The sequence below is a fragment of the Thermococcus piezophilus genome (assembly GCF_001647085.1).
GTDB classification, from domain to species: domain Archaea; phylum Methanobacteriota_B; class Thermococci; order Thermococcales; family Thermococcaceae; genus Thermococcus; species Thermococcus piezophilus.
The window spans coordinates 864398-884010 of the sequence record NZ_CP015520.1 but is presented as its reverse complement, the minus strand read 5'-3'; the positions used below and the strand labels follow the sequence as shown (position 1 = coordinate 884010).

General features: G+C 51.1%; 26 protein-coding genes and 1 tRNA gene. 12 read left to right on the top strand and 15 right to left on the bottom strand.

Features of this window, described 5'->3' with window-relative positions; genetic code table 11:
- Positions 1–137 precede the first annotated feature (137 nt).
- From A7C91_RS04775 to A7C91_RS04760, 4 genes are all read right to left on the bottom strand, one after another.
- A complete protein-coding gene (locus tag A7C91_RS04775; RefSeq protein WP_068665374.1) occupies positions 138–758 on the bottom strand; it encodes a hypothetical protein in 621 nt (206 codons plus the stop codon).
- Positions 759–766: 8 nt separating this feature from the next.
- On the bottom strand, positions 767–1597 hold the full coding sequence (locus A7C91_RS04770) for a hypothetical protein (RefSeq protein WP_199920116.1): 831 nt from the start codon (positions 1595–1597) through the stop codon (positions 767–769).
- 300 nt (positions 1598–1897) lie between these two features.
- Positions 1898–2251: a hypothetical protein gene (locus tag A7C91_RS04765; protein WP_068665370.1), complete on the bottom strand. Its 354-nt coding sequence runs from the start codon at positions 2249–2251 to the stop codon at positions 1898–1900.
- 17 nt (positions 2252–2268) lie between these two features.
- On the bottom strand, positions 2269–2490 hold the full coding sequence (locus tag A7C91_RS04760; RefSeq protein ID WP_068665368.1) for a hypothetical protein: 222 nt from the start codon (positions 2488–2490) through the stop codon (positions 2269–2271).
- A gap of 229 nt (positions 2491–2719) precedes the next feature.
- Here A7C91_RS04760 and A7C91_RS04755 point away from each other — a divergent pair, with 229 nt between their 5' ends.
- The 8 genes from A7C91_RS04755 to A7C91_RS04720 all read left to right on the top strand — a co-directional run bounded on the left by A7C91_RS04755 (position 2720) and on the right by A7C91_RS04720 (position 10095).
- The gene (locus A7C91_RS04755) at positions 2720–3982 is read left to right on the top strand and encodes a phytoene desaturase family protein (protein WP_068665366.1); all 1263 of its coding nucleotides are present in this window, start codon (positions 2720–2722) and stop codon (positions 3980–3982) included.
- Positions 3983–4101: 119 nt separating this feature from the next.
- On the top strand, positions 4102–5049 hold the full coding sequence (arcC, locus tag A7C91_RS04750) for a carbamate kinase (protein ID WP_068665364.1): 948 nt from the start codon (positions 4102–4104) through the stop codon (positions 5047–5049).
- A gap of 48 nt (positions 5050–5097) precedes the next feature.
- On the top strand, positions 5098–5940 hold the full coding sequence (locus A7C91_RS04745; RefSeq protein ID WP_068665362.1) for an SDH family Clp fold serine proteinase: 843 nt from the start codon (positions 5098–5100) through the stop codon (positions 5938–5940).
- A 145-nt stretch (positions 5941–6085) separates the two neighbouring features.
- The gene (locus A7C91_RS04740; RefSeq protein ID WP_068665359.1) at positions 6086–6988 is read left to right on the top strand and encodes a coiled-coil protein; all 903 of its coding nucleotides are present in this window, start codon (positions 6086–6088) and stop codon (positions 6986–6988) included.
- A 9-nt stretch (positions 6989–6997) separates the two neighbouring features.
- Complete coding sequence (gene arcS, locus A7C91_RS04735; RefSeq protein ID WP_068665358.1) at positions 6998–8704, top strand: archaeosine synthase subunit alpha; 1707 nt, start codon at positions 6998–7000, stop codon at positions 8702–8704.
- A gap of 91 nt (positions 8705–8795) precedes the next feature.
- Positions 8796–9350 carry a hypothetical protein gene (locus A7C91_RS04730; RefSeq protein ID WP_199920115.1) on the top strand — a complete coding sequence of 185 codons (555 nt, stop codon included), beginning with the start codon at positions 8796–8798 and terminating at the stop codon, positions 9348–9350.
- 125 nt (positions 9351–9475) lie between these two features.
- Complete coding sequence (locus A7C91_RS04725) at positions 9476–9787, top strand: hypothetical protein (protein ID WP_068665356.1); 312 nt, start codon at positions 9476–9478, stop codon at positions 9785–9787.
- An 11-nt stretch (positions 9788–9798) separates the two neighbouring features.
- The gene (locus A7C91_RS04720; RefSeq protein ID WP_068665355.1) at positions 9799–10095 is read left to right on the top strand and encodes a DUF2103 domain-containing protein; all 297 of its coding nucleotides are present in this window, start codon (positions 9799–9801) and stop codon (positions 10093–10095) included.
- Here A7C91_RS04720 and A7C91_RS04715 read toward each other — a convergent pair.
- The 8 genes from A7C91_RS04715 to A7C91_RS04685 all read right to left on the bottom strand — a co-directional run bounded on the left by A7C91_RS04715 (position 10092) and on the right by A7C91_RS04685 (position 15798).
- Complete coding sequence (locus A7C91_RS04715; protein WP_068665354.1) at positions 10092–10754, bottom strand: ABC transporter ATP-binding protein; 663 nt, start codon at positions 10752–10754, stop codon at positions 10092–10094. The two genes, A7C91_RS04720 and A7C91_RS04715, sit on opposite strands and share 4 nt — an antisense overlap.
- Positions 10751–11188, bottom strand: a complete 438-nt coding sequence (locus A7C91_RS04710; protein ID WP_068665353.1) for a hypothetical protein — start codon at positions 11186–11188, stop codon at positions 10751–10753. Before A7C91_RS04710 ends, A7C91_RS04715 begins: the two co-directional genes overlap by 4 nt.
- Complete coding sequence (locus A7C91_RS04705) at positions 11185–11955, bottom strand: hypothetical protein (protein ID WP_068665352.1); 771 nt, start codon at positions 11953–11955, stop codon at positions 11185–11187. Before A7C91_RS04705 ends, A7C91_RS04710 begins: the two co-directional genes overlap by 4 nt.
- A gap of 4 nt (positions 11956–11959) precedes the next feature.
- Positions 11960–13366 carry a PEGA domain-containing protein gene (locus A7C91_RS04700; RefSeq protein WP_234394474.1) on the bottom strand — a complete coding sequence of 469 codons (1407 nt, stop codon included), beginning with the start codon at positions 13364–13366 and terminating at the stop codon, positions 11960–11962.
- Positions 13367–13371: 5 nt separating this feature from the next.
- Positions 13372–13536, bottom strand: coding sequence for a cytochrome c family protein (locus tag A7C91_RS11690; protein ID WP_234394473.1), 165 nt, complete (start codon positions 13534–13536; stop codon positions 13372–13374).
- Complete coding sequence (locus A7C91_RS04695) at positions 13533–14576, bottom strand: hypothetical protein (RefSeq protein ID WP_068665351.1); 1044 nt, start codon at positions 14574–14576, stop codon at positions 13533–13535. Before A7C91_RS04695 ends, A7C91_RS11690 begins: the two co-directional genes overlap by 4 nt.
- Before the next feature lie 33 nt (positions 14577–14609).
- On the bottom strand, positions 14610–14798 hold the full coding sequence (locus tag A7C91_RS11685; RefSeq protein WP_234394472.1) for a hypothetical protein: 189 nt from the start codon (positions 14796–14798) through the stop codon (positions 14610–14612).
- Between the two features lie 370 nt (positions 14799–15168).
- The gene (locus A7C91_RS04685) at positions 15169–15798 is read right to left on the bottom strand and encodes a hypothetical protein (protein WP_068665347.1); all 630 of its coding nucleotides are present in this window, start codon (positions 15796–15798) and stop codon (positions 15169–15171) included.
- Between the two features lie 99 nt (positions 15799–15897).
- Between A7C91_RS04685 and A7C91_RS04680 the strand changes: the two genes are divergently transcribed.
- Positions 15898–16503, top strand: a complete 606-nt coding sequence (locus A7C91_RS04680; RefSeq protein WP_068665345.1) for a class I SAM-dependent methyltransferase — start codon at positions 15898–15900, stop codon at positions 16501–16503.
- 40 nt (positions 16504–16543) lie between these two features.
- Positions 16544–16621, top strand: a tRNA-Gly gene (locus A7C91_RS04675).
- A gap of 167 nt (positions 16622–16788) precedes the next feature.
- Here the strand turns inward: A7C91_RS04675 and lrpA are convergent.
- Positions 16789–17214 carry an HTH-type transcriptional regulator LrpA gene (gene lrpA, locus A7C91_RS04670; protein WP_068665343.1) on the bottom strand — a complete coding sequence of 142 codons (426 nt, stop codon included), beginning with the start codon at positions 17212–17214 and terminating at the stop codon, positions 16789–16791.
- Positions 17215–17283: 69 nt separating this feature from the next.
- Positions 17284–18537: a 23S rRNA (uracil(1939)-C(5))-methyltransferase RlmD gene (rlmD, locus tag A7C91_RS04665; protein WP_068665341.1), complete on the bottom strand. Its 1254-nt coding sequence runs from the start codon at positions 18535–18537 to the stop codon at positions 17284–17286.
- Between the two features lie 107 nt (positions 18538–18644).
- Here rlmD and A7C91_RS04660 point away from each other — a divergent pair, with 107 nt between their 5' ends.
- Entirely contained in the window at positions 18645–18860 is a 216-nt protein-coding gene (locus tag A7C91_RS04660; RefSeq protein ID WP_068665339.1) for a helix-turn-helix domain-containing protein, read from the top strand.
- 59 nt (positions 18861–18919) lie between these two features.
- Entirely contained in the window at positions 18920–19150 is a 231-nt protein-coding gene (locus tag A7C91_RS12330; protein ID WP_324609519.1) for a nucleotide-binding protein, read from the top strand.
- A 316-nt stretch (positions 19151–19466) separates the two neighbouring features.
- On the opposite strand, the gene A7C91_RS12325 is transcribed toward A7C91_RS12330, so the two are convergent.
- Positions 19467–19601, bottom strand: coding sequence for a hypothetical protein (locus A7C91_RS12325; protein ID WP_324609518.1), 135 nt, complete (start codon positions 19599–19601; stop codon positions 19467–19469).
- Between the last annotated feature and the right edge of the window lie 12 nt (positions 19602–19613).

Sequence of the window (19613 nt, the reverse complement as noted above, 5' to 3'; positions counted from 1 at the left end):
ATCTATTTGTGAAGAAAGACGATTGTCAGCTTTCTATCCCTGTAAACAGGTTTAAATCCAAAAATGTTGGAAAAACAAAAACGTGGGTGGCTAACTATAACCGAGAAGCCTAAGGATATCGAGCGCTAAAAACGTTGCTATCGGATCCCCCTGCTTGGGATTCTCGTAGGGAGCGTAAGAAAAAAACCGTAGGGACACTTTCTCCGCTCAAGGGCCTTTACTATCTCTTCTTTGCCTTCAACTTTGGCCCCACATGAATTTAGAGCCAGCAGCGCGTATCTAGTTATTGGCAGAGACCACCACAAGGCGCCGTTTCTGTTGGATTCAATAAACTTCACTGTCTTTCCATCCCTGTAACCGTACCCAAGCTCGTTGAGGATTAAAACTGAGTAAAGCGTTGTTTCGAGCCTAACAATTTTTATTTTGGATATTTTGCTGCCAAATGCACCATCATCCCTCAAGTCCAAAACGAAGGAGGTTACAGTTTCTTTCCATGATTCGTCGATTTCAATGCCCAGTTCCCTACTCATTACAAGCAGATAGTATACATCCTTGAGGAGATAGTGGTTGTGATAAACAGCGGACAGATTCAGGTTGGTGATGAAGTTCTGCAAGCGGGGCTTTACAATCTTCTTAAGATTCTCATTGGGGATACCCAATACCCTTAAGGCCCTGTACTCTGCCCATATTGCACTCGGTTTGTCTTCGTCTGAAAGCTCTGAGAGCAGGTAGTCCTTGACTTTCTCCTCTCTTGGCACTGTATAGTTCAGACTGCCCAGTGGGTAGTGTCGATGTACCCTCTTTTGGCCCCATTCGTATCGGAGTACGAACCATCTGAGCACTTGTATTTGGAAATATCGGCCAATATTTCTCTCCTGAGTGTCTCGTTTTTGATGTTTTCTTCCTTCATAAAGCGCGCAAGAGTGTGAAGATCATAAAAGCCAAGGTTATTTACCTCACGGGATGCATCATCAAACACTGTTCTCGCCAGCTCATACATTCTGGTGTAATTTGGTATCTCCGCAGGGGAATAGCCGGACATCACGAGAAGCTCCCTGAGCTGAAGAAAGTTCCACACAAAATTTAAGGAGTGCTCCGGCTTCAGGGAGAGCCAGAGGGACATGGAAACGTTCTTCGCAAGGGGGGAGTTCAGTAAAATAAGGCTTTTTGCATGCAAGAAAGTCTCGTTTGACTTCTTCATATCTTCAAGGATGAAGTTTTCAATGGTTTCCCTGCTTCCCAGACTCAAATTAAACTCCTTGAGGAGCGTTAACAGGTAATAGACATCAACAACGGAAAAATAATCCTGCCTGTTGTAGAACTCCCCCTCGTAGTCCTTCAAAAATTCCCGGGTTTTCTGGGGATGTGCAGGGCTCAGGTTCAGTAGAGCCAACGTCAGAACCCCGTGGTACTTCGCATATAGGGTGGGGAGTATCGTAAAAGACACGTCACTGTCCCAGCCGCCCGTAACCAGATCCTGGGCAAGTTCAAGGCGTCTTACCGTCCAGTTCCCCCAGGAGGGGCTTATCACTCCCTGAGCGGTCGGTTTTTCAGTGTGGGGGACTTTTGTTAAGGCCACAATAGCCGCGACGCTCAATAAAATCAAGAGAGAGGAGAGAATTTTTTTCTCATTGTCTCACCTCAAAACGCAGAGGAGTCTACTGCCACGGATGTACTCGTATCGAGACTTCTAAATACACCCTTTTTGACCCAAATGTTGCTATAGGCTTAGAGCTCACCCTATACATCCGCACTTGAAATAATCATAAACAGTTAGTGTCCCGTCGTATGGATGGAATATTGAGTCGTAATTACTGACACTGTCTTCTCCAAAAGAACCATCTATTGAAACCCATGAACTACCGCCGGACACTTGAATCGATAGTCTCGGTGGAAGCTATATAGTAACCCCTATGCTCCAACCGTCAGTGTATGTTTCTCCGTAGAACGATAATTTGTTGATCAACTTGATGCTCTTACAGTTGTATTGGTAGGTTAGGTAAGGTGGATATTCCATAATTGCTGTACTATGGGCATAGTGATACACGCTAAAGTCTACAGTTTCCACTGGATCGTAATAGTCTATTCTAAATCTAGCAGAGAGTGCTGCACCTATCGATAGTTTTATTTTCTTGTTATCGTTTAGTTTAAGAGTTGTAACCCTGTAATTATAGTCAGAGTTAGTTATGACATTTCCATAGTTACTCTCTGTTGTCACGTCATCCCATTTGTTCAAAACGCGCTTTACCATCAGTTGATTGACTTTTTCTAATATATCACCCTACCCACTTCCGAAGTTTGCCCTATAATTATCATTCCGTTGCTCATCTTTCTCAGTGGAACATTCACTCCATCAACCGTAATTTTCTCGTTGGTACTAATCTTTTCTGAAGCCTCTGGCGCCGGATACTGCTCTGCGTATACTGCCCTTCCTAAGGTTCCAACCATCAGCAGTCCAATTAGGACTGCTAGCAATGGCTTCCGTCGCAAGTTGCTCACCTCCTATAAGTTTTTGCATTACTATCTAGACAACTTGTCTTTATAAATTTTTTCTTTTACTATAAGTAATTTATCTTTATTTTTTTGAGTATAAATTTTTTTAGAGTTAAGTTTTACGATTAGAATGAACGAAAAGAAAGCAGAGTAAAGGAGTTGCATAGTCATGCAATAGCTAAACCCTTATATTCTCCCTCTCCCTCAGCTTTTCAGGTGGGATAGAATGAGGGCAGTGGTTGTAGGCTCTGGAATCGGAGGACTGCTAACCGCATCATTCCTGGCTAAAAACGGCTACGAAGTTACTGTTCTCGAAAAAGCACCCTACATCGGGGGAAGATGCACAAACTTAAACTACAAAGGCTTCGGTCTCTCAACCGGAGCGTTCCACATGATACCCCACGGCAAGGATGGGCCTTTGGCTTACCTCCTCAAGCTCCTCGGTGCAGATGTTCAAATCGTGAACTCCAATCCCAAGGGCATGATTTTCTATGAAGGAAAGACCTTTCACTACCGTGAGGGCTGGAAGTATCTGAGCTTCATGGAAAAGGCCCGGGCTTTGAAGCTCATGGCCGACATAAAGCGCGGAAAGCTGCCCCAGGGAGAAGAAGCCGAGATGAGCGGCCGCGAGTGGATACGCGAGAGGATAGGCGACAATGAGTTCGTTGACCCCTTCATCAAAAGCTTCCTCGGCTGGGCCGACAGCGTTCTGGACGTTCCAGCGATAGAGCTTGCCAGGGAGATAAAGGCCGCTTTGAGATGGGACGGGCCTGGTTTAGTCAAGGGCGGCTGTAAGTCAATGCCTGAGGCCCTCTCCGTGATAATCCGCATGAACGGCGGAAGGATACTCACAAAGAAGAAGGCGGTCGAGGTTGACGTTGAAGGAAAGAAGGTAATCACCGCCGACAACGAAGAGCTTACCTACGACGTGCTCATCTCCAACGTCGGGGTAAAGGAGACGGTAAGCCTCATCGGCAGAGATGCCTTCGATAGGGACTACCTCAAGCGTGTCGATGAATTAAAGCCCAGCGAGGGAATAAAGTACAACGTCGCTTTGAAGGGAGAGACCAGGATTGGAAACACTGTCGTCTTTACCCTCGACACAGAGAAGATAAACGGCTACAACGAGCCGAGCTCGATAAGCCCTGAGCTCGCTAAAGAGGGATACACCCTGATAATGCTCCACCACGCTCTGCAGAGCAGAAACGTCAAGGCCGAGCAGAAGAAGGGCATCGAGGACATCTACCGAATCTTCCCCGACCTTGATAATGAGGGGGAGATTCTGCTGATTCAGACCTATCTCGACAGAAACCCCGTGAACAGGGTCGCGAGCGGCCAGCTCGTCGAGGATTTCCCGATAAGAGATGTTTACGTCGTCGGCGACGCCTACAAGCTCTCTGGCGGAATAGAGGTCGAAGGAATAGCCCTTGGTGTCATGAGGACGCTTGAGAAGCTCGGCCTTGGAAGCTTCTCCGAGTGGTATCTGTGAGCTTTCTTTCATTTTGTAAACCTTTTCTGGAAAGTTCCGAAGCTTTTTCTAATGCACAAGGCTGAAGACTAAGGAACGCTTTTATTCCTTGAGACAAAGTTATGAATGGAGGTGAGGGTATGAGGAGAGTTGTAATAGCCCTTGGCGGGAATGCTATCCTTCAGCGCGGCCAGAAGGGTACTTATGAGGAGCAGATGACGAACGTCATGAAGACCGCAAAGCAAATCGTTGATATAATCCTCGATGGCGATTATGAAGTTGTAATCACCCACGGAAACGGCCCCCAGGTTGGAGCGCTCCTCCTTCACATGGACGCCGGTCAAAGCGTTCACGGAATTCCCGCCCAGCCCATGGACGTTGCCGGAGCGATGACCCAGGGACAAATAGGATACATGATCCAGCAGGCGATAAGAAACGAGCTGAAGAGGAGGGGCGTTGAGAGGCCCGTCGCGACTATAGTGACACAGACTCTCGTTGACAAGAACGATCCGGCTTTCCAGAACCCGAGCAAGCCTGTTGGCCCGTTTTATGATGAAGAAACTGCGAAAAGGCTCGCCAAAGAGAAGGGTTGGGTGGTCGTTGAGGACGCCGGCAGGGGCTGGAGGCGCGTTGTGCCGAGTCCGGATCCAATAGGTCACGTCGAGACCCCTGTGATTCAGAATCTAGTGGCGAAGGGATTCATAGTCATAGCCAGCGGCGGCGGTGGCGTTCCCGTTATCGAGGAGGATGGAGTTCTCAAGGGAGTTGAGGCCGTCATAGACAAAGACCTTGCCGGAGAGAAGCTCGCAGAAGAGGTAAACGCCGACATCTTCATGATTCTAACCGACGTGAACGGAGCCGCTATAAACTACGGCAAACCCGACGAGAGGTGGCTTGGAAAAGTTACCGTCGAAGAGCTCAGGCGCTACTATGAGGAGGGCCACTTCAAGAAGGGCAGCATGGGGCCAAAGGTTCTCGCCGCTATACGCTTCGTCGAGTGGGGCGGCGAGAGGGCCATTATAGCCGCGCTGGATAAGGCTGTGGAAGCGCTCGAAGGCAATACCGGAACTCAGGTCATAAAGGGCTGAACCAAAGCCTATAAATATCCTCATTCTCCTTCTTCATTTGGTGAGAACATGAACGACACTACTACTGGGCTCTTCGGTTCACTCCTGTGGTGGCTGTTCTTCCTCTACCTGCTCCTCTGGCCCCAGATGCAATACAGAGGCTTACAGATGGCACGGGCGAGGATACTGCAGAGACTCTCAAAGAAGAGAGGTTCAACGGTTATAACGCTGATACACCGCCAGGAAAGCGTCGGCCTCTTCGGCATACCATTCTACAAGTTCATCAGCATCGAGGACAGCGAGGAAATACTCAGAGCCATAAGGATGGCCCCTAAGGACAAGCCTATAGATCTAATAATCCACACGCCCGGCGGCCTAGTGCTGGCGGCAACCCAGATAGCAAGAGCGCTTAAGGACCACCCTGCCGAGACGAGGGTTATAGTGCCCCACTACGCGATGAGCGGCGGAACACTGATAGCGCTAGCAGCTGACAAGATAATAATGGATCCGCACGCGGTTCTTGGACCGGTTGACCCGCAGCTTGGCCAATACCCAGGACCGAGCATAGTGAGGGCCGTCGAGAAGAAGGGCGTCGACAAGGTCGACGACCAGACATTAATCCTGGCGGACGTCGCCGAGAAGGCCATAAAACAGGTACGAGACCTCGTTTACGATCTTCTGAAGGACAGGTATGGAGAAGAGAAGGCCAGGGAGCTGGCGCAGATACTTACGGAGGGACGCTGGACGCACGACTATCCGATAACCTACGAAACCGCCAAGGAGCTGGGCCTCCACGTCGAGACTAACGTTCCTGAGGAAGTCTATGCTCTTATGGAGCTCTACAAGCAGCCAATGAAACAGAGAGGCACGGTTGAGTTCATGCCATACACCTCAAAGGGAGAAAACCCTTGAAGGCCTAATTTTCGTTTACTTTCATTTATTTCTAAACCAGCTCAAAATTTTCAGCCAAAAAGTTTTTAATTACTCTCGCCGTTCACCTACCAGATGTTTGGAGGAAGCTCACGGGCTATTCTAAAAATAGGGAAGGGGAAGAGAGATGCAAATGAAAGTAGACCCAGAAGAAATTAAGAGGATCAAGAGGGAGATTGAGGCGCTCGAGAAGGAGAGAAATGAGATTCGCGCCAAACTTGATGAGCTCGAAAAGGAGCTTCAAATCTGGATAACAAAGAGGGACGAAAAGAACAATGAGGTAAAACAGCTCCGCCAGAAAGGCAGGGAGTATAAAGCCAAGAGGGATGAAATCAACCAGCAGATTCAGGAGCTAAAGAAGAACCGCGAAGAGATCAACGCCAAGCTCGACCTGCTCTACCAGGAGATACTTGAGTACAGGACGAAGAGGGACGAGTACAACCAGCTCAGAAGGCTCAAGATGCCGCCCGAGAAGATACAGGAGCGCATAGAGAAGCTCGAGTGGGAGCTCCAGACCAACCCAAACATAACGCCCGAGCGCGAGAAACAGATAGTCGACCAGATTCAGGTTCTCGCAACCGAGCTCGAGATAATCCAGCAGGCCGAGAGGTTCCACAACAAGCTCGTCGAGACCAGGAAGAAGGTCGACCAGCTCAAGAAGGCCAGGAGGGCCATCAGCATGGAGATACAGAAGCTCGCCAACCAGAGCCAGCAGTTCCACGAGCAGATGATAAAGTCCTTCAACCAGGCCGACGAGGTCAAGAAGGAGGCCGACGAGTACCACCAGAAGGTCGTCGAGCTCCGCGAGAAGATCCGCGAGGTCAGGAAGCAGCTCCGTGAGATCGAGAGGAAGATAAGGGAGTACGATGAGAAGCACAAGGAGCTGATCGCCTACAGGCTCGTGGCAAGGATGCGCTCCAAGAAAGACGCCAGCTTTGAGAAGGCAGTGGAGGCCCTCGAGAAGTTCAAGCGTGGCGAGAAGCTAACGCTGGACGAGCTGCTGCTCCTCCAGAGGTACAATCTTGTCTGAGGCCTGACCATGGAGGCACTCAGACACGAAGGTCCTGGAAGACTGGGCCTCGTTAGATTGGGAGATTACTCCTTTAGAACCCCCGCTTTGGCTGGGGTAGATTTTACCATCTCCCCCTTCAACTCCTTCTTCCATCCAAGCGAGCCTAGGGAGTACGACTTCAACCTCGCCCCAGCGATACCACTCGGCTTTTACACCCCTTCCGAGGTCATAGAGAAGGCCATCGGAAGGCTCTGGAGCGTGAACTACGAAGGCTTCAACGCCTTCTATCTCCCGGCATTAAGGAGAACCGAGTATCTTCCTGAGTTCTTCAAGATAATCGAGCGGTACAACTTCGAGGCCGTTTATCTGGGCAACTCTAAGATTCTCGTCAAGGAGTACCGCTACTTCGTGAGAATCATGAGGGAGCTCCGCGAGAGGTTTCCGAACATCATGATAATCGCCGATTTGGAGCCCTTCTTCTACCCATTGGCAGTTTACCTCGGCGTTGATGCGTTCGACACCCGCTCGCTGAAGCTCTACGACTTCCACGGTAAGGGATTCACGCAGTACAGCCCCTTCATTTGGAGAGAAGGCGAGAACTCCCTTGACTTCGCCCGTGAGACAATACTTCTCGTCAGAAAGGCCCTAGAAGAAGGCAAGCTTCGCTATCTGGTTGAGAACCTCTTCCACACCCAGTATCACGCGGGCATACTCAGAATAGCCGACCTAGAACACGGCGATTACCTCGAAAAATACACGCCGATCCAGAAGGAGACGGTCTACTTCATAAGCGACGCCTCTATCAGGCGGCCAGAGGTTAAGCGCTGGCATGCTCGCGTTGTGGAGAGGTTCGTTCCGCCCAAGAACACCGAGTTGCTCCTCCTCTTCCCCTGCTCAGCTAAAAAGCCCTACTCCCACTCGCGCTCCCACACGCTCTACCGCAAGGCAATGAAAGAAGCCCTAGGCTCTGGCATAGCAAAGGTCCACGAGCTGATTTTAACCTCCCCCTTCGGAGTCGTCCCAAGGGAGTGGGAGTGGTTAGCAAAGTACGACATAGTCGTCACCGGTCACTGGAGTGAGGAGGAGATCAAGCCAGCGGCAAAGCTGCTCGCGAAGACCCTGGAGAAGTACCCGAAGGACGTCCCGATAATAGCCCACCTCGACGAGGCCTACGTGGAGATAGCCAAGCTAGCCTCGGAGATAAGCGGCAGGGAGATAATCTTCACCCGCGTGGAGAACGGGACCACGAGCAGGGAGAGCCTGAACTCGCTGAGAGAAACGCTGAGCCAGTTCGACCTTGAGGGAACCAAGGAGGACAGGACCTACCGCTACTTTGAGGGCATAAGGAAGGTCTTCGACTTCTACTTCGGCGTTGGCGCTGGAGAGGCCGTTCTCCCAGAGAACTGCCAGGTCAAGGGCTCGAAGATGCTGAGGCTCTTCGTGGACAACCAGCAGACGGGTACCTACAGGGACGGCGTGATAAGCGTAACGCCCTACGGAATGCAGAGGATATACGATGCCATAAAGTCATACTGGGTGAAGGTGGACTTCGAGCTCCGCGGTGATGTCTTCGCAGTGGGCGTTGGCGAGGCCGATGAGAGAATTCGTCCGGACGACATCGTTGGCGTTGTTAGGGACGAGAGGATTATTGGCGTCGGGAAGGCCGTCCTCAGCGGCGAGGAGATGGTGAGGGCTAAGAAGGGCGTTGCCGTGAAGGTCAGGAAAAGGGCATAGCTATGAGGAGGGCCATTGGACTTCTTTTTTAGCCCTGGCAGTTCTCGCACCTCTTCCTCATGCTTCTGCAGGGTACAACGGGGCCGAAAGAATGGAGTTTGATGTGGTCATCATCTCAGGCGATTCAGCTATCCTTTCGGTGACTTACACAACGTACTCCCCCTCCATGAGCGGTTCGCTCGTCCTCACAGTCTGCTGTCTGAGCTTCAACTTCTACGCCAACTCCAGCGGGGCATACTTAATAGACGAATCGTGGGAGAAGCCAGTGGTTTACTGGTACAGGGGTTTATACTACGTCTTCATCACCCCAACAATCGGAAACAACTCACTTGAAGTCTTCCGTCCGGGGGAGGGCTGCTTTGAGAGGATCACCACGATAAGGCCGGAGATTGAGGACTATCAGATGGACTTCGCCGTCGCGATGCCCTACCTCGTGGTCAGGGTTGCGCCGTGGAAGCTCGTGGCGATAAACATCACCAAGAACGTGACGGTCGATACGCTGGATTTGACCAGAGAGGAGAACGGAGCCTACTTCAAGGGCGTGACCGTCGTTAAAGAGGGGAGCAGAACCAGCCTCGTCGGGGATAACCCGGAAAGTCCACCATCTCCCTCAAGCCGGACCTGCGGGACGGAAACCTTATCGTAGCCCTGGGCAGGGGAAGGTTTCCATACCCGTAGAAAGGCTCAGGCCCTACCTCTGGAGCGAGGAGGAGGCGGAACATATCAGCGTTTACCCGTTGGAAAGCGGCATTTTGATGATCCCCCGATGTAATGCACTATTTCGCGCCCGATGCGAACTCCACCGGCGAGCTCCTCATCTTTGGGAACGAGGAAATTCCTGTGCGTTCGATTTCAGCGGTTTACGTCATCCACTACAACGGGACTTTGAAGGCGTTCAAGCTTGGAGAGCCCGCGGGCAGTGGGTTTATTGTGAATGCCGGGAACGTGTCGTTCAGAGACTGTAATCCCACGGAGACGCATGAAGTCGCCTTCTGGACTGCCGTCATTCTCCTGGCCGTCATAGAGTTCATGGGGGTTCTTCGGGGTGAAGAAATGAGAGAAAACGCTAAAAAGCCCACCTAATATTCTCAAACATGCCCAAGCACTTCAAGAAGGGCGTCAAGAGAGAGCACCACTTTCTCAAAGGCCTTGAAAAGCCCCTCGAAGAGATAGCTCAGATTTCCGGAGTTAAGAAAGTGATCCCAGGCAGGATATATGCGAGCGACTCAAGGGGCTTCGAGATAAAGGTCTCGCGGGAAACGATCACCGGGTTGAAGCTGATAGCGAAGAGTGATGGCAGTGTTCAGGAAATCTTCCTGGTTGTTGATAAGGAAGACAGGGAGAGGGTTTGGAGGGAGATTGAGAGGACGGTGGGTGAATGGTGCGGTTAAATCTCCTCAATTTGGGGGATTACCTCCTCAGGAGTTCCTGCCAGCACCACCCTCCCCGCGGCTATCACAAAGATTCTGTCCGCGAACTCAACCAGCGGGCGCCAGATGTGGGAGACCACGACCATGTTGGCCCCCTTTTCCGCCTGCTCGCCTATGACTTCCGTTACTTCTCTGATTCCCTCCAGGTCGAGATTCGCCAGTGGCTCGTCCAGGAGCACCAGTTCCGGTTTTCCGAGGAACGCCTGGGTGAGGCTGATTCTTTTGAGCATGCCGGCGGAGTACTCCCCCATCTTCCTGTCGAGGTATTTCACCGCGGAGAACAGCTCCGCCGCCTTGAGGACTTCGTCTTCATCCAATCTCTTGACCTCCGCCAGGTAGCCGAGCCATTCCCTGGCTGTTCTGTGTTTTGGGAGCGCAGGGGGGTCGAAGGAGACCCCTATTCTTCTCCTCAGTCCATCGTTGCTCCACGGATTTTCTCCCAACACTTTGATTTCTCCCCTGCTCGGCCTGTACAGGCCGGCACAGAGATTGAGGAACGTTGATTTTCCACCGCCGTTGGGACCGAGGATGAGCGTAAATCCCTCATCGATTTCAAGGTTTATCGAATTCAGGGCAACCAGCCTCCCGAACCGCTTGGTGAGGTTCCTCGCGGTTATCATTTCCTTCGCCCCTCCCTCAGCAGGATAACCGCCAGTAGGAAGGCACTCATTGTCCCCAGACCGTATCTTATGTTGAGCACCGCTACCGAGGGGTACCTGTTGATGACCCTCACCGCTATCGTCACGGGCGTCATGGTCCGGATCGAGAAGTAGTAGGGGCCAGAATGCTCCAGCACGATCCTGCCCCTGAAGCTGCCAGTCACGTTCCTCTCAAGGATTGTCCTTCCGCTTTCGGGGTCGAAGACCCTGACGGTGTAGCCCGTTCCATCGTCCGCGCTGGAGCTCAGTATGGCCATTCCCGAAGAGGGCACGATGATCCCCTGCTCCATGAGGATGACCTCAGAAATTGGCTGGATTAGCATGTTCTTCTCTATCGGGAACACGAGGAGGGTCATGATGACCACCGACAGCAGTACCGCCTTCAGGAGCCTCATGAGACGTCCCTCCACTCGCTGAGTATAAGAGCTATCCCCAGCATCACCGCCGGAAGGAGAAGCCCCACGTAGAAGGAACCGTCAAGGAACGCCACTATCCTGTCGGCGGGGTAAAACTGAGTCGTGTAGGCCTTGAAGAACGCATCATCAATTATCGCGGGGGGAAGGTTCCTCAGTTTGAGCACGAGGGGGACGTAAAGGAGCGTGATACTTCCCAAGAGGGAGGCGAAGGTGTTCGGGGAGAGCATCGCAACCAGGGCAGACAGGGACACCCCATAAAGCACCATCATCACCCAGTAGAGGATGTAGCCTGCCAAAAAACCCTCATCGAGGAGAGCTTTCTTCACGAGGTTCGGGATATCTCCGTAAATGTAGAAGAACGCCAGAAAGGCCGGCAGGATTGAGGCGAGGAAGAGCAGCACCATGGCGGAGAGTGCCTTCGAAAGGACCACGGAGTGGTTCCTGACGGGCAGGCTGTAGACGCTTTTGGCAACCCTGGTATCTCTGTCGTACCTGAGCATCAGCGAAACCAGCAACGCTCCAGTGAGGGCAAATATCGTGTACTCCTCAACTCCCAGTCTCGGAAGGGTGAGGCCAATGTTCTTGGCAGATTCGGAAACTATTACGCTGTCCGGTCCGGCTATCATGAACACGGTATCGTTGCTCGTGAGGCCGGAAAAGAAGGTGATGCCGAGCATGATAAAGCCGAACATGAAGACGATGAGGTTGTAGGGATCCTCAAGTTCCCACCTTATCTGGGCCCTCATTGCCTCACCTCCTCAGTCTCAGCACCAGGTAGACTGCACCCACGACCCCTGTAAGGATAACTACCTTGACCCACAGGAAGTAGTAGTGCCTTCCCGGCGGGCCAGAGGGAGGTGCCGGGAGGGTTTGGGTGTCTCCGGGGGTGTCGTTTTCCTTGGTCGGGGTCTTCTTCTCCGAGTTGGTTTCGTCCAATCCTCTTGAAGGCTTTGGAACAACGATTTCCGGGCTTTCCATCGCGGGCTTCTTCTCTAGGTTCACTTCAATCCTCTTCGATTCGTTGGGCGCGAGGATTACCTCCACGCTCTTCATGAGGTAGCCCGGGGCCTTCACGGTGAGGTTGTAGCGTCCGGGGCTGAGGGTGAGGTTTCTTGCCACGACCTCCTTGCCGTTCAAGAGCACCGTCGCGTTGCCTGGATAGGTCACGACCGTGAGGGTTGCGCTGGCCGGGGAGAGCTTCAGGAAGACGCTTGAGCTCTCGACCAGAACCACCGATTCCCGGGCGGAGAGGTTGCCCCTGGAGGCTATGACCGTGTAGTTCCCGGGAGGGAGGAACAGCGTGGCGGGCGTGGTGGCGAAGGCCCTCAGGACCCCATCGGTGACGACGAGCGAGGCATTCCCGGGCTCCGAATCGATCTCAAGGGCAACCGCTTTCACCGTCTTCTCCTCCACCGTCAGGGCAGACTTCACCTTTTTCATGTCCACATTAATGTGGTGAGTCTCATTGGGAACAACCCTGACGACGCTTTCGATGAGGTAGTGGTTCTCCGCTATCCCAACGACGTGGGTGTCGAGCCTGTGAATTATCGGAATCCGTATCGTTCCGTAGTAACCGATGGCGGTGGCGTTGTAGACGTCATGGGGGATTGCGGGAACGTAGAGGCCCATGGGGGTATAGAAGATGTACCTATTGTGGCCCCCGTTGATGTAAAACGTTAGATCCTCGGGAACAGAGGTTATCTCCAGCCGCGCCCACGGGACGAGGTAGGTGGCGTTCCTGACACTTTCTTGTCTTTCGCTTCCCCCGGGATACACTTCAACATAGAAAATACAGGGTTTCCCGTCATCGTCTCCAATATGCATAAAGGTTCCATTGAGGGTTATGTACACCTCGTCCCTTCCCCGCACTGCGAGACCCATTGGGTAAGGGTTTGATATGTTGAGATACCCGGAGTTACTTCCACACCCCCCAGGGAACGCAAACGGATTGAATGGTGGGTTGAGCTTCTCCCGGCTGTAGTTGGCACTCTCGTTGAAGATTGCCCTTATCGACACGATTCCCTCCCCTGAAACCGCCTCTGCAATCTCACTGGGATTCACGCGAACGATGGTGGCGGTTTCGGCCACCACTGAAACCTGGGCAACCACCGTGACGTTTCCGGTTATCCTGACGGTGTAGTTTCCAGGAGGGAGCACCAGACCTACGGGAGTAGCGTAAGAGCTACCCCTACTATCTCAGCCACCAGGCCACTGGGTGCCTCAACGAACAGGTAGCCGGGCTTCTCCATAGCTTCTACAGCTGAATACACAGGAGGGATGAGCAAACCGGCCATCAAAAATACCAGGAAAAGCGCTTTCCACGTCACCTCTTCCGCCTCCTTTCCGTCCACAGGAAGATCACAGCGAGAATGACGAGCGAGAGGGCGAAGAAGTACTTAGCCGGCGTCGAAGGTGAACGCCCGCTCCCGTAGTCAGGGAGCTTGATGTTGGTGTCGTAGAGGTTGAATCCCTGAGCCCACCACTCCCTATCGTCCTTTCCTTCGTCGATGATCTTCTTAAGCTTCCGGGAGTTTACCCTGTCAAGAGCAATCGCTCCTATAACCCCCAAACTTGTCAGTTCTGACGTCATATCTGCGAAAATTGTTGTTATAAGAATACCCGTGTCCGGTTCGTAAATCAGCTCAATTAAAACACTATGGCTCTCACCCGTTGTTAGGTCATCAATAATATATGCACCCTTGCTCTCAACAAACAGATAGGGTGGAATAAAGTCCCTGTAATGTGTGTGGAGGATTTTGTCTTCCATCCAAGTGAAGGAGACGTTCGTTACGACAATATCATTCCCCCTAAGGCCGTATTTCTTCAGAAAAGCTGGAGTGAGAAGATAATCCCCCTTTTTCGGCGGGTGGGTGGGGTTTATGAAGAACATGGGTGGTCCGATTGGAGTGCCGTCTTCTTCGTAGTACATCATGTTGCTCAGGTTTAGGTGGAGAACTTTTGATAAGACCAAGCGGGGAAGGGTTACTCCCGGTCTCACGCTCACGTTGTTCATTTCCAGAGTAACCCTCACGAGAGCGGTCTCATTAGTGACATTAAAAATCTCAAAAGTCAAGTGCGAATCTCCTGTAACGAAGAGCGATATTATGCTACGGTTGTCAATTTTGAAGAGGCCAGCATCCCCTTCATAGACCTCTTTAATCCTGTTGTAAGCGTCCTTCGGAAGGAGTCTTGGCCAGATCATGAAGATGTTTACCTCGTTTTTCTCGGGATTGTAGGGCATTTTCATTGCGTATTTAATGTAGGTTCCTTCTTTGAACCAGTATGGGACAGTCGATGCCTGTAACGGTAGGAGAAATGCCGTTGAGGCTATAAGAAAAACAATAAAAAACGCAAGGGATTTTTTCATATTCTTGCCTCCTGTTATTACATGATTAATTATTCATCCAAAGTAGTTGGGTATATCTGCAAATGCTGTACCACTGTCTCCATTGTATCTCACGTACCTAACGTATGCATACGAGATATCTGGTCTTCTTACAATTCCCCCATACCACTCTTTCATTCCTTTTGCTGTAGCTGTTCCGTAGACTGTGTCTGTGAGGATTCTCTGGAACTTTCCATCGCACACGAGAACTTGCCCATGAATTCCGGCCCAGACCCACTCATCTTGACTCCATTGCCTGACATCGCTGTTGTGGTCCCAGGGGGTCCAGCAGCTTTGGGTTGAACGAGGCTTACAAGCAGTCCTCCAACCAGGAGAACTCCGAGTAATATCCCACGTTTCATATTAACACCCCCATAGAGGGCATTAGTAACAACGTACCGAGCCTTATAAGTTTTACGTTTTGGGATTTTGTTTAGTACACTAGAGTTTATAGGATTAAAACAGCCAATGTATGTCGTATGGTGGCTAATGGTCAGAAGTGTAATACAGTACCTGTTCCCGGAATCCATCAAGAGATTCTGCAACGCAGAAATGGGTTGGGGAGGGATCCGGTTTAGAGCTCTCCCTTCCCCTCAACGAACGCCTCAAGCTCCTCGTCGATTATCTCGTCTTCAGTGTAGCCCAGCTCCATCTTCTGGAGTTCTATCAGCCCGGGCGTTAGGAGGAGCTTTCCGTCCAGCTTCGGAACCGCGTAGTGGAGAGTTATCTCGCTGAATTCGTCGAGCTTTATCGTTGGGTTCTCCTCGTGTTCTATCCCCTCCAAGCGTTTACCCTCTGCAATCAGCTTCGCAACGATAGCCGAGCCGTCTATGGAGAACTGAACGCTCCCGATGTGCCTGGCCCTTGCCCCCTCGATCTTCTCGGTTATGAACTTCTTGGTCTTCCCGGTGAACTCGAAGTCGCCGAGGATTCCGCCGACGACTATTATGCTGTCCTCACTTATATCTTCGGGCCTAAGCTCCTCCTCTGCGAAGGGGTCTAGGATTATGAGCTTCGACCTGTCGAAGGGAAACTCTGTGACACTCTGCGGTATAACCCCGCCGAGCTTCGCCAGCTCTTCCCTTTCGTGCGGCTCCACGTTGGTGAATATCAGTCTCTCCCCCCACCACTCGCTCGCGTGCCGGTACTCGAGGAGAACCCACTCCCTCAGCTCCTCCAGGTGCTCGATTATCAGGTACGGCATGAGCATCACCGGAGGAGCTTTAGGGTCCGGCCTTAAAAGTCTGCCGACTCCCCGTTTCTATCCAGCAAGAGTTTTAACCACTGATTAAAATTCGAGATCATGGGCTTCCGGGAGAAGTACGCGAGGCTTGGGGAGCGCTACAACATCCTAGAAAAACCACTGGACAGATTCTTCTGCCCGCTGAGACAGAAGGCTATAAGCTTTGTTAAGGGAAGAACTCTTGAGATAGGCGTCGGTGTTGGCAAGACCCTTCCCTATTACAATCCCAACGTCAAGCTCCATGCAGTCGATGCTGTGCCTGAGATGGTCAAGATAGCAGAGAAGAAGGCCAGAGAACTCGGTCTGAACGCCCGATTTTATATTATGGACGCTGAAAAACTGGAGTTTCCAAGTGAAAGTTTCGATACCGTGATTTCATCCTTTGTCTTCTGTACTGTGCCGAATCCAGAGAAGGCTATGAAAGAGATTTACCGAGTCTTAAAGCCCGGCGGCAGGGCAATATTCCTGGAACACACGAAGAGCGAGTGTGAGCTCTTAAACTGGCTGTTTTTAAAACCTCTAGACCTCGTTCTTGGCTGGCTCATAGAGGACAATACGCTGAGGGAGACCCACCACCTGGTCAGGGGATATTTTGAGGTGGAGTGCGAGGAGAGCTACTACAAAGGTATAGTTCGGCTGATAGTTGCCAGAAAGGCGGAAGGATAAAGTAAAGCTTTTAAGCCCAGAGTGGCTTAGTATTAAACGCGCGGTGGTAGTCTAGCCTGGTCTAGGACACCGGCCTCCCAAGCCGGTGACCCGGGTTCAAATCCCGGCCACCGCACCACCCCAAACTTTTGCCGGGCAAAAGTTTGAGCGCTGGCGGAATGTTTTGGACAGTTTTAAAGTTGCGGTTATCAGCGTGGACATTCCTCTCCGGACTCTATGAAACATCAAAAGCCTAACTAATCCAGCGCAGAGCATAAAAGAGTTTGGAGAGGCAAAACCTCGGCCTCACTTGAGCTTCTCGAGGATTATGGCCGGACAAACCTTGGTGACGCCGTCAAGTTTACCTATCTTGTTGGAGATTATGTCTGAAAGGTCCTCTCCGTCCTTGGCCCAGATTTCGGCCATTATCATGTGGTCACCGCTCGTGAGATAGACGTTCCTCACGAACTCGAACTCCTTGAGCTTGTTCGCGACCTCGAATATCTTCTCAGGGAGTGTATCAACCCCAGTAAGGCTGACGAGGTTGTAACCGAGCTTTGACGGATCAACCATGATGGTGTACTGCCGTATAACCCCAGCCTCCTCGAGAGCCTTGACCCTTTTCCTGACGGCCGTCTCGCTGATGCCCAATACCTTCGCTATCTCCGTGAACGGAGTGCGGGCATCTCTGGTGAGCATGTCGATTATAATCTTGTCCCTTTCATCGAGCATTTTTAATCACCCCTACCCAACGTTATGCAGACCAAGTATATTAAGTTTTTGAACTTACTGGTTCTAAAGTTAAACCTTGAATTTAAGTTTGACAACCACTTCTACGTGGGGTGTATGGGGAAACATATCCAAGCCAACAGCACTATCTATGGAGTACTTCGAGAGTAATTTATCCAAGTTCAGCTTGAGAGTCCCCGGATTGCAGGATACGTAAACGATGGTTTGCGGTTCATCCTTTAAGATTTTCCTAATCAGCTTTGGATGTAAACCTGCCCTTGGAGGATCAAGTATTACTGTGTCGTAGTTTGCCAAGTCCTCGACGTCCTTGTCTTCACCAACCCTGAAGATAGCATCAACATTGTTCAGTTTGGTATTGCGGTTCGCCATTTCCACAGCGAAGGGGTTTATTTCAATGCCCTCCACTTTAAAGTCTCTCTTTGCAAGGTAAACACCGAACGTCCCAACACCAGAGTAAAGGTCGAGAACGCTCTCACCTTCAACGGCCTTTTCGACTTCTTTCACAAGATTAACCGCCTGGTAGCTGTTCGTCTGGAAGAAGCTGTTGGGATGGATGAGGTAAACGACATCGTCGAGCCTCTCGCGTATGAACTCGTTCTTCCAGAATCTCTCCACCACCCCATAGGAAACATCGCTCGGCGTTCTGTTTACACTCCAGTAGATGGAATCGGCGTAGTCAAAGTAGGCCGGGAAATCCTCGGAAAGGCTCCCCTGGCCAGTTACGAGGTTCACCATTAGCTCGCCCGTAAATTTACCCTCACGGATGACGATGTAGCGCAAGAAGCCCTTGTTCTTGCCTATCTCGTAGAGGCTCAGTTTATGGTCCTCTATGAACTCCCTGAGTGAGCTGAGGACCCTTCTGCTGGCATCTCCAAAGACGGGACACCCCTCGATGTTCACCACGTTCCACCAGGTGCCGCGCCTCCTGAAGCCTATCCCTCTTGTCGAAATGACAACATCAATGCGGTTTCGATGGCCATATATCTCGGAAGATGGTATAACCTCAACTTCCATCCCAAGAATTTCGGAAAGCCTGTCAGATTTAAACTTGACTTGCTCATCATAGGGCAGATGCTGGAGAAGGCACCCCCCGCAGGTTCCAAAATAAGGACAGACGGGCTTCCTTCGGATTTCGGAATGTTCAACAATCTCATACTTGGTAGCTATAAGCGTCCGCTTTTTTCTCCGCCACCGCTTGATCTCAACCACATCCCCCGGGGCAGTGAACGGGACGTGGATTTCCCTATTCCCGAGCTTAACGATGCCGAGTCCTTTCCAGTCCATCCTCTCAACAAGTCCCTGCATAATTGCCCATTTCGGGGAGGCTTTATAAACCTAACCTTGAATGAACGTCAAAACCCCCTTCGGAAGGTTTATTTAGGATGAGCGAGTAATAAATAACGGTGCCGTTGATGTTCGGCAGGCATAAGGATGTGGTTTATAAAATCCTCGCCACCAAAAGGAGGGCTGTGGCCCTCCAGAACCTGAGCGAGGAACTTGAGACCCCAATGCCCACGGTTCTTAAAACAATAAAACAACTCGAATCTGACGGGCTTGTAGAGATATTCTACGGCCGAGAAAAGGCCTCAATAATGGTCAGGGCAAAAACGCTTGAGGACTACATCTGAGGCTTTTCTTCCAATCATTTATTAATAATTTATAATTTAAAAAACAGGAGGATTATCCAATGGTATCCGTAGTTATCACAGGAAGGGGTAGGGCTGGAAAAACCACCATGACCGCAGATCTAAGCACTTACCTCGCCAAGAAGAACTACAAAACACTCGTCATAGACGGCGACCCATATCTCCCAAAACTTGCGTTCCACTTCGGCATAGACAACCCGATCTACAAATCCCCACACCCCGATAAAAACCCCCGAAATGAGAGTTCTCGATGCAGTATACCCAGACGTTAAAACACATGTGGACGTTCTTCCAAGGAGCTCAAAGCTCTACGACATCCTAGACATATACCAGAGAAGGCTGAGAGACATCGTGAGGGAAATACAGACGAGATATCAAGTCACGGTAATAGATTCGCCCGTTGGAATACCGTTCGACACAATCTCGACCTTCAGACTAACTCAGTACCAGCTCATCATAGTTGAGATAGAGCGCTGTCCGATCCACTTTATCCACGGGATGATAGAGAGCGAGGTAGTGAAACTAAAGGCCCTTGGAGAGGGCTACGGTCTAAAGGTCGGGGCCATACTCAACAAGGTCAGGGAATCCTCACCAAATATCGACGATATAGTAGACTTCCTCGAGTACAGCATCGAGATGCCCGTCATTGGGATAGTACCCTACGACCACAATGTCCCCGAAGCCACCAACAAGGGGAGGCCCGTAGTTGAGTACGCACCTCACTCAAAGGCATCC

What these genes read in the sequence shown, in the direction of transcription:
- A7C91_RS04710 (WP_068665353.1), bottom strand. Translation starts at nt 11,188, where the DNA reads ATGAGGCTCCTGAAGGCGGTACTGCTGTCGGTGGTCATCATGACCCTC.
- A7C91_RS04745 (WP_068665362.1), top strand. Translation starts at nt 5,098, where the DNA reads ATGAACGACACTACTACTGGGCTCTTCGGTTCACTCCTGTGGTGGCTG.
- lrpA (WP_068665343.1), bottom strand. Translation starts at nt 17,214, where the DNA reads ATGCTCGATGAAAGGGACAAGATTATAATCGACATGCTCACCAGAGAT.
- A7C91_RS04755 (WP_068665366.1), top strand. Translation starts at nt 2,720, where the DNA reads ATGAGGGCAGTGGTTGTAGGCTCTGGAATCGGAGGACTGCTAACCGCA.
- A7C91_RS04705 (WP_068665352.1), bottom strand. Translation starts at nt 11,955, where the DNA reads ATGAGGGCCCAGATAAGGTGGGAACTTGAGGATCCCTACAACCTCATC.
- A7C91_RS04685 (WP_068665347.1), bottom strand. Translation starts at nt 15,798, where the DNA reads ATGCCGTACCTGATAATCGAGCACCTGGAGGAGCTGAGGGAGTGGGTT.
- A7C91_RS12330 (WP_324609519.1), top strand. Translation starts at nt 18,920, where the DNA reads ATGGTATCCGTAGTTATCACAGGAAGGGGTAGGGCTGGAAAAACCACC.
- A7C91_RS04715 (WP_068665354.1), bottom strand. Translation starts at nt 10,754, where the DNA reads ATGATAACCGCGAGGAACCTCACCAAGCGGTTCGGGAGGCTGGTTGCC.
- A7C91_RS04740 (WP_068665359.1), top strand. Translation starts at nt 6,086, where the DNA reads ATGCAAATGAAAGTAGACCCAGAAGAAATTAAGAGGATCAAGAGGGAG.
- arcC (WP_068665364.1), top strand. Translation starts at nt 4,102, where the DNA reads ATGAGGAGAGTTGTAATAGCCCTTGGCGGGAATGCTATCCTTCAGCGC.
- A7C91_RS04720 (WP_068665355.1), top strand. Translation starts at nt 9,799, where the DNA reads ATGCCCAAGCACTTCAAGAAGGGCGTCAAGAGAGAGCACCACTTTCTC.
- A7C91_RS04725 (WP_068665356.1), top strand. Translation starts at nt 9,476, where the DNA reads ATGCACTATTTCGCGCCCGATGCGAACTCCACCGGCGAGCTCCTCATC.
- A7C91_RS04765 (WP_068665370.1), bottom strand. Translation starts at nt 2,251, where the DNA reads ATGGTAAAGCGCGTTTTGAACAAATGGGATGACGTGACAACAGAGAGT.
- arcS (WP_068665358.1), top strand. Translation starts at nt 6,998, where the DNA reads ATGGAGGCACTCAGACACGAAGGTCCTGGAAGACTGGGCCTCGTTAGA.
- A7C91_RS04680 (WP_068665345.1), top strand. Translation starts at nt 15,898, where the DNA reads ATGGGCTTCCGGGAGAAGTACGCGAGGCTTGGGGAGCGCTACAACATC.
- rlmD (WP_068665341.1), bottom strand. Translation starts at nt 18,537, where the DNA reads ATGCAGGGACTTGTTGAGAGGATGGACTGGAAAGGACTCGGCATCGTT.
- A7C91_RS04730 (WP_199920115.1), top strand. Translation starts at nt 8,796, where the DNA reads ATGGAGTTTGATGTGGTCATCATCTCAGGCGATTCAGCTATCCTTTCG.
- A7C91_RS04695 (WP_068665351.1), bottom strand. Translation starts at nt 14,576, where the DNA reads ATGAAAAAATCCCTTGCGTTTTTTATTGTTTTTCTTATAGCCTCAACG.
- A7C91_RS04660 (WP_068665339.1), top strand. Translation starts at nt 18,645, where the DNA reads ATGTTCGGCAGGCATAAGGATGTGGTTTATAAAATCCTCGCCACCAAA.